General features: G+C 33.5%; 11 protein-coding genes. 4 read left to right on the top strand and 7 right to left on the bottom strand.

What is annotated here, in order from left to right:
- Positions 1-397: 397 nt before the first annotated feature.
- The gene (locus EKM02_RS01445) at positions 398-664 is read right to left on the bottom strand and encodes a hypothetical protein (protein ID WP_126451697.1); all 267 of its coding nucleotides are present in this window, start codon (positions 662-664) and stop codon (positions 398-400) included.
- Positions 665-896: 232 nt separating this feature from the next.
- Complete coding sequence (mnmE, locus tag EKM02_RS01440) at positions 897-2,285, bottom strand: tRNA uridine-5-carboxymethylaminomethyl(34) synthesis GTPase MnmE (RefSeq protein ID WP_126451696.1); 1,389 nt, start codon at positions 2,283-2,285, stop codon at positions 897-899.
- A 177-nt stretch (positions 2,286-2,462) separates the two neighbouring features.
- Between mnmE and EKM02_RS01435 the strand changes: the two genes are divergently transcribed.
- The 3 genes from EKM02_RS01435 to EKM02_RS01425 all read left to right on the top strand — a co-directional run bounded on the left by EKM02_RS01435 (position 2,463) and on the right by EKM02_RS01425 (position 6,090).
- A complete protein-coding gene (locus tag EKM02_RS01435; RefSeq protein WP_126451695.1) occupies positions 2,463-3,293 on the top strand; it encodes a universal stress protein in 831 nt (276 codons plus the stop codon).
- A 74-nt stretch (positions 3,294-3,367) separates the two neighbouring features.
- Positions 3,368-4,201 (top strand): universal stress protein, encoded by an 834-nt coding sequence (locus tag EKM02_RS01430; RefSeq protein WP_126451694.1) that lies wholly within the window; start codon positions 3,368-3,370, stop codon positions 4,199-4,201.
- A gap of 116 nt (positions 4,202-4,317) precedes the next feature.
- Positions 4,318-6,090: a MutS-related protein gene (locus EKM02_RS01425; RefSeq protein ID WP_126451693.1), complete on the top strand. Its 1,773-nt coding sequence runs from the start codon at positions 4,318-4,320 to the stop codon at positions 6,088-6,090.
- Between the two features lie 213 nt (positions 6,091-6,303).
- Here EKM02_RS01425 and dnaN read toward each other — a convergent pair whose 3' ends face one another.
- The 5 genes from dnaN to EKM02_RS01400 all read right to left on the bottom strand — a co-directional run bounded on the left by dnaN (position 6,304) and on the right by EKM02_RS01400 (position 11,196).
- On the bottom strand, positions 6,304-7,422 hold the full coding sequence (dnaN, locus tag EKM02_RS01420; protein WP_126451692.1) for a DNA polymerase III subunit beta: 1,119 nt from the start codon (positions 7,420-7,422) through the stop codon (positions 6,304-6,306).
- Positions 7,423-7,525: 103 nt separating this feature from the next.
- Complete coding sequence (gldG, locus tag EKM02_RS01415) at positions 7,526-9,211, bottom strand: gliding motility-associated ABC transporter substrate-binding protein GldG (protein WP_126451691.1); 1,686 nt, start codon at positions 9,209-9,211, stop codon at positions 7,526-7,528.
- A complete protein-coding gene (gldF, locus tag EKM02_RS01410) occupies positions 9,211-9,936 on the bottom strand; it encodes a gliding motility-associated ABC transporter permease subunit GldF (protein ID WP_126451690.1) in 726 nt (241 codons plus the stop codon). The genes gldG and gldF overlap by 1 nt, the downstream gene beginning before the upstream one ends.
- A gap of 68 nt (positions 9,937-10,004) precedes the next feature.
- Positions 10,005-10,301: a putative quinol monooxygenase gene (locus tag EKM02_RS01405; protein ID WP_126451689.1), complete on the bottom strand. Its 297-nt coding sequence runs from the start codon at positions 10,299-10,301 to the stop codon at positions 10,005-10,007.
- Positions 10,302-10,368: 67 nt separating this feature from the next.
- A complete protein-coding gene (locus EKM02_RS01400; RefSeq protein ID WP_126451688.1) occupies positions 10,369-11,196 on the bottom strand; it encodes an S-adenosyl-l-methionine hydroxide adenosyltransferase family protein in 828 nt (275 codons plus the stop codon).
- Positions 11,197-11,379: 183 nt separating this feature from the next.
- Here EKM02_RS01400 and EKM02_RS01395 point away from each other — a divergent pair, with 183 nt between their 5' ends.
- Complete coding sequence (locus EKM02_RS01395; protein ID WP_126451687.1) at positions 11,380-12,330, top strand: PhoH family protein; 951 nt, start codon at positions 11,380-11,382, stop codon at positions 12,328-12,330.
- Positions 12,331-12,364 lie beyond the last annotated feature (34 nt).

Here is a 12,364-nt window from a genome sequence, read left to right as displayed (position 1 = left end):
CGTCATTGCAGATAATCAAGCTCTCATTTTGAGGGCTTTTTGCGCTATGATATTAAGGGTAACAGGTCCTAAACCCAAAAATTATAGTAATTTCTGGAAAAGTTGTTCAAATAAGTAATCCATGGTTCAGTTATTACGTGAAAATTCATGCATCAAAATAAAATCTGCCTTTGACATACTATGCCCTGCCGTTGAATCAATAGATAGAGCGCTCCTGAAGAAATATTATACTTCTCTTGAATTTCCGTTATAGTATAGCAATTGTCAAAACCAGGAAATTGCTGTCCAGTTTTCAAGGTTACATCCTGTATAGGAATTGCAAAAAAAGCTTCAAGATCGCATCTTCGGATAACAGTTCGTTTGCCAAACTTTGCAATGTCCAGCTATCCATTGTTAACTAACCTGTAAAGCGTACTTCTGCTGATTCTAAAAAAAGGGTTGCCTGAGTAATTTTTAAAAACTCAAGTGGCTTTATTTTTTCCAAATCTGTATTTAAAAGCTGAACGATCTCGTTATTGCTTTTTTCTACTTTTCCTTTGCGTACCAGTGATTTATAACCACGGCTGTTGCAAATGTGCGAACAATATCGTGTGCGCGTTGTTCTGGCTGTGAACTGTTTTTTGCAGTGCTCACAAATTCTGATAACCTCAATATTAGAACTCATAATGTGACTAATTTTGTGTCTCATTGTGTTTATGTGTCTCTCTGTGTGTCATAATTTCGCCAAAAAAAAATCCAATAAGGAAAATTATTTTCGTGGTACAATAATGGTACAAAAAGGAACAAACTATCTGCAAATAAAGCTAAATAAACAGAAAGAAGAATCCCAGTTAAAATGCCTTTTTATGACATTTTAACTGGGATTCTTTGTTTTATTTTGTGATGTTTTGTGAAACCTACTTTCCGATACAGAAATTAGCAAAAATATTCCCTAACAATTCGTCGTTAGTTACTTGTCCCGTAATCATTCCAAACTGGTACAAAGCTTCTTTAATATCTAATGCCATCAAATCGGAGGACAAGTTCGTTTCAAGACCAAATTTTACTTTTTGTATTTCATCCAAAGCTTTCAGTAATGAATCATAATGTCTTGTATTAGTGATTATTGTTTCATTATTTCTTAATGCTCCGGTATTGACAAATGAAAGTAATTGATTTTTTAAATCCTCAACGCCTAGTTTTTCTTTTGCAGAAATTAGTATGATTTCAGGAATTTCAGCTTTCAAATTTCCTATTTCACTTTCTTCTAATTTATCGGCTTTGTTACCAATGATTACAAGAGGTTTCAACGGAAACTGGTTTTTAATTTTTTCCAGTTCCACTTTTAACTTTAAACCAGAAACTTTAAACTCAGAACTGTCAAATAGAAAAACGACAACTTGCGCTTGTTCAATTTTTTCAAAAGTCTTACGAATCCCGATGCTTTCTACCACGTCTTCCGTTTCCCGGATTCCAGCCGTATCAATGAATCGAAAACCAATGCCGCCAATCACTAACTCATCTTCAATGGTATCACGCGTGGTTCCCGCAATTTCCGAAACAATGGCGCGCTCTTCATTCAATAAAGCATTCAAAAGTGTCGATTTCCCTACATTGGGTTCGCCCACAATAGCTACAGGAATTCCGTTTTTAATCACATTTCCTACGGCAAATGAATCGATTAATCGTTTTAGGACAAATTCGATTCGGTTTAGTAATTCATGAAATTGGGTTCGGTCAGCAAATTCTACATCTTCTTCGGCGAAGTCTAATTCGAGTTCGATTAGTGATGCAAAATTCAAGAGTTCTTCTCTTAATTTTGCTATTTCATTTGAGAAACCGCCACGCATTTGCTGCATTGCAATTTGGTGCGAAGCTTCATTATCTGATGAAATTAAATCGGCAACAGCTTCTGCTTGGGACAAATCCAGTTTTCCGTTTAGAAATGCTCTCAACGTAAATTCGCCAGGATCTGCCATTCGACACCCTTTTCGAAGCAATAATTGAATAATTTGTTGTTGTATATAAGTAGAACCGTGACAGGAAATTTCGATCGTGTTTTCGCCAGTATAGGAATTTGGTCCTTTAAAAATGGAGACCAGGACTTCATCCAAAGTTTTGGAACCATCCATTATATGCCCTAAATGTAACGTATGCGTTTTTTGGGTTGTTAATTCTTTGTTTTTGATGGATTTAAAAACAGAATTTCCAATAGTAATGGCATCTTGTCCGGAAATCCGAATTACGGCTATAGCACCCGCCCCCGAAGGAGTTGCCAGTGCCACTATGGAATCGTGAAGTATCATATTTAAAGTCAATTTGGTGTAAAAGTAAGTAAAATTGACATGGCTACAAGTCTCTTGTACTAAACCATTGACGCTATTTTTTGTTAAAAATTAGCCAAAGTGATAATTATCGTACTATTTTGTTTTTTGTTTTGTAAATTTATATTAATAATTAATTTGCAATAAATTAACTATAGTATGAAGAAAATCTTATTTCCTACCGACTTTTCAGAAGTGTCTAAAAATGCGTTTATCTATGCATTAAAATTGGCAGAATCCGTTAATGCTGAAATAGTTACAATTCATGTGTACCAATTTTTACAAGCCAATTATGTAAATGTTTCTGAGTATTTACATGAAATTTATGAGGTTACAGAACTCAGTAATTTTGAAAATTATAAAGATGAAGTGCCACTTTTAAGAAAAATTGCGGAAGCAAATAATTTAGGTCATATCAAAATAAGCCATGTTTTGATTTTGGGAAATTTGGTTCCCGAAATAAAAAAAATAACCGAGAATGAAAATTTTGATTTCGTAGTTATGGGGACTAAAGGCGCCACAAGTATAAAGGAAACTTTTTTCGGTACGACAGCCACAAAAGTAATGAATGATGTCAAAGCATTAGTTTTGGCAATACCGGCGCATTGTACATATCATCCTATTGAAAAAATACTGTTCATTACGCAATATAAATTGGAGGACACAGGGTCTTTTGTAAGAGTTCTGTCTTTGTCTAAAATATTTCAATCACATATTGATTGCCTGCGTGCCGCATCCCCGCATCATGAAGTTAAGGAGGATAGCAGAGAGGATTGGAAGGTATTAGTTGAAAATAATGAAGTTACATTCCACTCCATTAAAGGAGAAGATGTAGAAGGAATTATTTTAAATTTTATCGATTTGTATAAAATTAATTTGATTGCAATGCATGTGTATCACAGAAATTTATTTGAAAAACTTTTCAAAATTAGTCTTTCAAAAAAATTATCCTTTCATATCAATGTACCCATTCTTGCTATTCATGAATAAAAATATTCTGATTTGATTACGTAAAGACATCAATAATTTATTTTAGTAAACCAATTATTTTAATAAAAGATAAAATGAAAAAAATTCTATTTCCAACCGACTTTTCTGAAGTGGCTACTAATGCTTTTGTACATGCTTTAGAATTTGCAAAAATAGTTCAGGGTGAACTCGTTTTATTGCACACCTTTGAATTGCCCATTTATGACAATCAGTTTTTTCCCGAAAATTACGCCGTCATTTATGATTCCTTGGCCTTAGCTCAATTTGATATGTTTAAAGATGAAATCCCAAAATTGCGCGCCATAGCCGATGAACGGCATTTGGACAAAATAAAAATGTCTCATAGGCTCATGGATGGAAATTTACTTTATAATATTAAAAAATCAATTAAAGAAGATAAAATAGATTTTTTGATCATGGGTACTTCAGGAGCTACAGGATGGGAAGCTTTTTTTATGGGTACCAATACAGGTGCTGTTATTTCTGGAATAGATATTCCTATGTTGTGTGTTCCGTTAGAAGCAAAATTCAAAAAAACAGAAATTATTGGATTTACAACCCGTTTTAGAACTAAAGATAAAAAAGCATTGAAAATGGTGTTAGATATCGCTAAAAAAACGAAAGCTAAAGTAAAATGCTTGTATGTAAAAACTAGTGATTCCGATGTTTCAAATGATACAGTAACTGCTTGGGAGGAAGAATTTATTAATGAACCCGTTGAGTTTTTTGTGATCAATAGTGACGAAGTCAAAGAAACAATTCTGGATTTTATAATGTACAAAGAAATTGATGTACTGACTATGCTTACGTATAAAAGAGGTTTTTTTGAAGGGATTTTCAAACCTAGTTTAACAAAAAAAATAGCTACGAATTTTGATATCCCAATTTTAGCGATTCCTATTGATTGATTCAGTTTTAATTCAATTGAAATCTTGAATTCTATATACTGCGGCATCACCATTGCCTTTTAATTTAGCCTTCAAAGTAATCTATTTCGTTATATTTGCAATTCATTAATTGAATTATGGAAATATACAAAGCAAAAAAGATACGCTTTTCAACAGCATTGACTGCAATCAATAAAAAGTACAATAGTATAAGTATTTTAAGACTTCTTTCTATTGTACTTTTTTTGGTTTCTATTTATTACTACATCAAAAACAGCGAAATTATTTTCATAATTGCTGCCATTTTTCTTTTTGGACTATTCGTAGTATTTATGCGCATTCATTCTAAATTAGTTTTCGAAAAACATGTCAATCAAGCCTTACTTGATATTAATGAAAATGAAATTTCCTACCTGGAAAGAAATAAAATCCCTTTTGAAAACGGACAGGAATTTAATGATTTTCACCATCCGTATGCCTATGATTTAGATATTTTTGGCGAGCATTCTTTGTTCCAAAACTTGAATAGAACCGCTACTTTTATTGGTAAAAAAACATTCGCAAACCAGCTTTTATCAATTTTGCCCAATGAAGATATTCTTAGAAATCATCAAGCGGTAAAAGAATTAACCAAAAAATTAGACTGGCGTCAGGAATTTTTGGCTTTCGCCAAAATAAGCAACGACAATCAATCGAATTATGAGACTCTGCTCGAGTGGTGTACATTTAATAGTACGCCCTTGGCTAAAATGAGTGTTTTCATTTCTTATTTTTCACCACTTCTTTTTCTGGGAGTTTTGATTGCCTATTTAGTAACTTCGACTACTGTTTTTGCTTCCGTCTTATCGTATTTATTTGTATTTAATTTAATTGTTTTGGGTCGGTTTATGAAGCGTATCCAGGCAGAAATTGCTAATTCCACGAATATAGATAAAACCATTCATCAATATAGTTTATTGTTGCAAAAAATAGAAAATGAATCTTTTCAGTCGAAAAAATTAATCGATTTACAACAAAAATTAATGTTCAAAAAAGAAAATGCCAGCGTGCATTTGAAACAGTTAGCCGGTTTGTTTTCTAATATGGACAGTATCTCAAATTTTGTTACGGCTATCGTATTCAATGGAACGTTCCTTTTTAATTTACATGTTTTAAAATCATTAATTCAATGGAAAAAAGATCATGCCCAAGCTTTAGAAAATTGGTTGGAAGTTATTGGTGAATTCGAATTATTGAACAGTTTGGCCAATTTTTCGTATAACAATCCGGAGTTTGTATATCCAACATTGAACAGTAATTTCGAAATAGATTTCAAGGATTTAAGCCATCCTTTATTAAATGAAAAAACTAGAGTAGGAAATGACGTGCGTTTTCATCCCGAATCGTTTATGATTTTAACGGGTTCTAATATGTCCGGTAAAAGTACTTTTCTAAGAAGTTTAGGAATCAATATGGTTTTGTCAGGAATAGGTTCGCCGGTTTGTGCTCGTCAGGCTAGTGTACATCCGTTACCCGTTTTAGTTTCCATGCGATTATCTGATTCGTTGTCCGATAGCGAATCGTATTTCTTTGCCGAAATCAAACGCTTAAAGCAAATTATGGACGAATTGGAAAATAGACCGGCATTTGTTTTATTGGACGAAATATTACGTGGTACCAATTCAGATGATAAACGCAACGGAACAATTGAAGTGGTCAAAAAAGTGATAGGTAAGAAAGCTGTTGGAGCTATTGCAACGCACGATATTGAAGTTTGCTTGACAACAAATGACTTTCCAAATACACTAATCAATAAATGTTTTGAAGTTGAGATTATCAATAATGAACTCCATTTTGATTACAAACTTCGGGACGGAATTTGTAAAAATAGAAGTGCTACTTTCCTGATGAAGAAAATGGGAGTGATTTAAATTAGTATTCAGTGTTCAGTTTGTCTTTGCGAGGAACGAAGCAAACCCACTAACTGATAATTATAGGTAATCGTCGAAACTGAAATACTATAAGATTCCTCTTTCGTTCTGATAACAAAAGAGTGATGAACATAGACAAAAAACCGTCCCGATTTATCGGGACGGTTTTTTAAATATAAAAATGGTTTGGTTAATAGCGTATTTTAAACTGAACTAGCTGTTCAACATTACTGGCATTACAAGCATCGTTACCGTTTCTCCTTCTTCTAATCCATCAACAGGAGTTAGAATTCCGGCTCTGTTTGGCAATGACATTTCAAGCATAATCATATCCGATTGTAAGTTAGTCAACATTTCAGTTAAGAAACGAGAATTATATCCTATTTGCATATCATCACCTTGATAATCACAAGTCAATCTCTCTTCGGCTTTGTTTGAATAATCAATATCTTCAGCAGAAACATTCAATTCAGCACCTGCTATTTTCAAACGGATCTGGTGTGTAGTTTTATTCGAAAAGATAGCAACACGACGTACAGAACTCAAAAATTGAGAACGGTCAATCATTAATTTATTCGGATTTTCTTTTGGAATTACTGCTTCGTAATTTGGATATTTTCCATCAATTAAGCGGCACATTAAAATATAATTGTCAAAAGAAAAAGTAGCATTCGAATCATTATATTCAATTTTCACTTCAGCATCTGAAGTACCTAGAATATTTTTCAAGATATTCAAAGGTTTTTTTGGCATGATGAAATCAGCCACCTGAGAGGCGGTTACATCGGTACGCGCATATTTTACTAATTTATGCGCATCAGTTGCAACAAATGTCAACCCTTGTGGCGAAAACTGAAAAAATACACCAGACATTACCGGACGTAAATCATCGTTACCGGCTGCAAATATAGTTTTACTTATAGCAGTTGCCAAAACATCAGCAGGAACAAGCGTTACAGATGGATCGTCTAAGTTAACCGATTTTGGAAATTCATTTCCAGGAGCATAAGCCAAAGCATATTTACCAGAATTAGAACTGATTTCTATCGTACTATTTTCTTCAACTGTAAAAGTTAGCGGTTGTTCCGGAAATGTTTTAAGGATTTCCAAAAGCAATTTCGCAGGCACAGCAACGCTTCCTTTACTTTCTGAATCAATTCCTAACGTCGCAGACATGGTTGTCTCTAAATCAGAAGCAGAAACTGTTAGCTCATTATGGTCTAAATCAAATAAAAAATTATCTAAAATAGGCAAAGTATTACTGCTGTTGATAACGTTACCTAAAACCTGTAATTGCTTCAATAAGTACGAACTCGATACTATAAATTTCATCTGTTTTGTTTTATTTTTTAAGGTATTTCTCTAAATTCGAAATACGTTACATTTTACAAATATATCGTAAACTATTCTAGTTTCGAAACTTTTTTATTAACATCTATTTGCTGTATTTTCTTTTTCGAAGAAAAGTAAATAAGATCCCAAAAAGTACCAAAATAAGAATTGGAAGTCCGATAGTTAGGATTTGTATTCGGGTATAGTTTTCATAAACTTTTTCTTCTTCCAATAAAGGTAAATCAAGATCTTTGCTTCGAATGTTAATAAGTCCCGTATCATCGAGTAAATAATTCACGCAATTTATCAGGAAATCTTTATTATCATACAAATTTCCAGACCTTTGGTCATAACCCAATTCTACGGGTTGAAAGTTTTTATCCAATTGGTTTTTTATCAAATCTCCATCCGAAATCACAATCATTTTGTTCTCTTTTCCTGTCGTTTGAAATGTTTTTTGTTCAAATGGCAACACTCGATTTTCAAACATAGAACGAAACGAACCTTCCAATAAAACAGAAAGCGGAATCTTTCCTTTGTTCAAGTAATCATTTGGCGAAGTTTCTTCGGCAACACTATTCAGGTTGATCTCTGTTGGAGTTCCTATTTTTTTCGAATATTGAGACGATTCCAACAGAATAGTTTTCTTAATTCCATTTTTCAAAGTATCGATTGGATTCGCAAAATCAAATTTGATTCCTCCTAAATTTTTAACTATCGGATGTACACTATTTGGATACACTTGTGGCGCAAACTTCCAGTTGAATTCCTGAAATTGTGTCGCACTTCCTTGTTCTCCAGTGGCTAGTTTTATGGAGCTTCCCTGTTCGTCTTTTACTAAATCAGGATTGATTCGGATGCCGTATTTAAAGAACATATCATTTAAATTTAAATCTCTTGGATACGCTAAAGTAGCTCCTGAAGCATTGTACAAACTGTCCATTTCAGCCGTAACTTGGTCAATCAACCATAATGTTTTTCCCCCGTTGATGATAAATTGATCCAAAACTTGTTTCTCCGCATCGGTAAACGTTTCAGTTGGTTTAGCGATAACTGCCAAGTCATATTTTTCTAAAGCTTCTAAACTTCCAATAGGGTTTTTGGCAACCGAATCTAAAGTAAAAGGACCAATATGGTAACTTTCGCGCACTTGCAAAAGAAATTTAGCCATCATGATATCTTGCAATTCACCGTTTCCTTTGATAACAGCAATTTTCTTTTGTTTGGCTTTGGTAATTTTATTCAATCCTTCAGCAATAGAATATTCCAAATGCTGAACAGATCCAATGACTTTTTGGGTAGTTGACGCACCCATAATGTTTTTCAGCAAGGGGATATTAACTTCTTTATTGTCATAAACGGCTGTGGCCCAAGGAAAAACCATCGCTTGAGATTGCTTTCCTTTATCGTCAACGGTTATGTTTATTGGCGTAAGCCCTTTTCGATACAAGTCTTTAATATTGTCCATGCTGGTGTCATCATTCTCCAATGGATCTGCGAATTCAAAAATAATATTTGAGTTGTACGCCTGAAATTCTTCGAGTAATTGTTTTGTTTCTTGTTGTAAACGCTTGAATTCAGCCGGTAAATCACCTTGCATATATACTTTTATAGACAACGGATTTTGGACTTGCTTTACGATAGTCAAAGAAGTAGGAGAAAGAGTATATCTGTTGTCTTTTGTTAAATCAAAACGATGAAAAAAGGAATTTCCTATGACATTCGCAAGAACTACAAGGACAAGGACAATCAATACCGATTTTAGGTTGTTTTTCTTAGAAGTAGTCATTACGATTTGAAAGATTTTAGATTATAAACAGTAAATGAAAGAAAGACAACGGTTATACTGGTAAAATAAAGAATATCTCTGGTATCTAATACGCCTCGGCTCATGCTTTTGAAATGATCTTGCATTCCTAATGACGCGATTATGGAAGATACATTTGGAACAACAGCAGCTAACCCTTCAAACCCAAAATAGAAGAAAAAACATAAAAATACGGCAATAATAAATGCCACAATCTGGTTATCCGATAATGTTGAAGTGAATATCCCAATGGCAGAATAGGCTGCAATTAAAAATAATAATCCAAAATAAGAACCAATTGTGCTTCCCATATCGATATTGCCCTCCGGCATTCCTAAACTAGAAATAACGGCTACATAAATGAATGTTGGAATAATCGCCATGACAATTAAAAGTAAAGCACCAAGAAATTTTCCATTTACAATTTGCCAAATACTCAATGGTTTCGTCAGTAATAATTCTAATGTTCCTTGCTTTTTTTCATCCGAAAAACTGCGCATGGTTACTGTAGGAATCAAGAATATCAAAATCCATGGCGCTAAGGTAAAAAACGGAGTCAAATCAGCAAAGCCGGTATTCAAAATATTATAATCTCCTTCGAAAACCCAAAGAAACAATCCATTAATAATTAAAAAAATGGCAATAACTAAGTAGCCGATGGGCGAACCGAAAAAGGATTTTATCTCTCGTAAAACTATTGATTTCATGTTTTATTTTTTGTTTAAAGTTTAAAGTTTTTTTAGTTTAACGTTGCTCAACTTTAAACTAAAAAACTTTAAACCAAAGTAACTAATTTATCCACGCTCCACGCTTCTGGTTTGTCGTTGAATAATTTCTTGGTGAATGTCCAAACATCGTAAAAAAGTTCAGAATTCCTGTAATTTTCTAAATCAGTTTCTGTTTCCCAATAACTATAGGTAAAGAAAATGCTTTTGTTGTTTTTGTCCTGATACAATTCTAAGAAACGATTTCCGGGCGCATTTCGTATTTTATCTTTCATTAACTCAAAGTTTTCTAAAAATGCAGGAATATGTTCCTCGTGAAAACTCAATTTTACTATTCGTACAAGCATTTTGGATTTATGATTTTAGATTAACGATTTATGATTTCAGATTTTTTTTACTGATTACTGAACACTGCTATCTGAATACTATATTTATTATATCTCTATAATTCAATCCCAATAAGCTATTCGCTGAACCTACTTTAGAAGGATTGCTTCTGAAAATTGCAATTTCAAGAAAACCGGCTTCATTGAAAATGGCTAATTTTTCGCCTTCATACGATTTAATCGGATATTTTTCAGAACTCGCAATCGCTGAATAGTTGGGCAAAATTGTTTTGATATTTTTAGTTTTCAGAACAATTTCATATGGCCTTCCTTTGGCAACTTCAATAAAATATTTTTTAGAGATATTGGTAATTACATTCCCAAAATGATCGATGTAAATCACATTTCCTTTTAGTGAATTCCCATCTTCTGAAATTGTGGCTTGTAGATTTGTAACGTGCTTAATCGTATTGATTTCTTTACCAATGACATTCATTAATCCCCCTTTGGCTAAATGACAGGCTACTTTTACAAAAACATCCAGATCAGTAGCTTCACTCGGTAAACGATCATGAATATTAATTGCCACCATTTTTTTCGGAACAATTTTTTGCGACAGCATGCTTAAAATCCCATTATCGGCAGCAATAAAATAATTATCGTTCCATTGCATGACAATGTGTTGATTCTCTTTATTGGATTCCATATCTACTCCTACAAGGTGAACGGTTCCTTTTGGAAAGCTCGCATACGATGCTCCAATAATGTAACTAGCTTCTAACGTGTTAAATGGATCAATATCATGTGAAATATCAATAATTACAGCTTCGGAATACTCAGACAAAATTTTCCCTTTCAGCGCACCTACAAAGTGGTCTTTCAAGCCATAATCGGTAGTTAGGGTAATTATTGACATAAATTTGTTTATAACTATTGGTGTTTTGTAAACCTAATTTTCATTAAATTTGAGAAACGCAAAGCTAATAATAGTAAATTCAAAAAAGCAAAAAACAAAAGACAAATTCAAATTAATACTACAATTATTCGCATTGATAACAAATTTATTGATTTACTTAATTTAATTTAAAAACAACCTCATTTGAACGAAAGAATAATCGAGCTCATAGACATCGCTCCAACAGACTTTTGGGGCGCTCAAGACACTCATCTTGAAACAATTAAAAAATATTATCCAAAATTAAAGATTGTCGCCCGGGGAACAACCTTAAAAGCTTTTGGTGAAAAAGAAGTTTTAGACGACTTTGAAAAACGTTTTCAACGATTAATGGTGCACTTTTCAAGATACAATAACATTGATAATAATGTAATCGAGCGTGTTATTCGTGGTGATGTTCAGGAAGACAAAAAATTTCAGGGACAAGATAAAATATTAGTACATGGAGTAGGTGGTAAAATCATCAAACCTATGACGCCCAATCAGCAATTGTTGGTAGATACCATGGAAAAAAATGATATGGTTTTTGCAGTAGGACCTGCCGGTACAGGAAAAACGTACACCGGAGTTGCTATGGCAGTGAAAGCGCTAAAAGAAAAGCAAGTCAAACGCATTATATTGACAAGACCAGCGGTAGAGGCAGGGGAGAACCTTGGTTTTCTTCCCGGAGATATGAAGGAAAAACTAGATCCGTATATGCAACCACTTTACGATGCTTTACGCGATATGTTACCCAACGAAAAACTGGAAGATTATATTTTAAAGGGAATTATCCAGATAGCACCATTGGCATTTATGCGTGGTAGAACACTGGATAATGCTTTTGTAATTTTGGATGAAGCCCAAAACACAACGCATTCTCAAATGAAAATGTTCCTAACCCGTATGGGAAAAAGTGCTAAATTCATGATTACAGGGGATCCCGGACAAGTCGATTTACCGCGAAGAACCATATCCGGACTCAAAGAAGCGCTATTGGTTTTGAAAGACGTTGAGGGAATTGGAATCATTTATCTGGATGATAAAGACATTGTGAGACACCGATTAGTTAAAAAAGTAATTGATGCCTACAAAATGATTGAGAATAATGATTAAAACAAAAGGAGGCTTTGTGAAAAAGCCTCCTTTT

This window comes from Flavobacterium sp. RSP49 (genome assembly GCF_003968735.1).
In the GTDB taxonomy this organism is placed as follows: domain Bacteria; phylum Bacteroidota; class Bacteroidia; order Flavobacteriales; family Flavobacteriaceae; genus Flavobacterium.
Note: the sequence above shows the minus strand (reverse complement) of the source record. Positions and strands in the feature narration are given on the sequence as shown.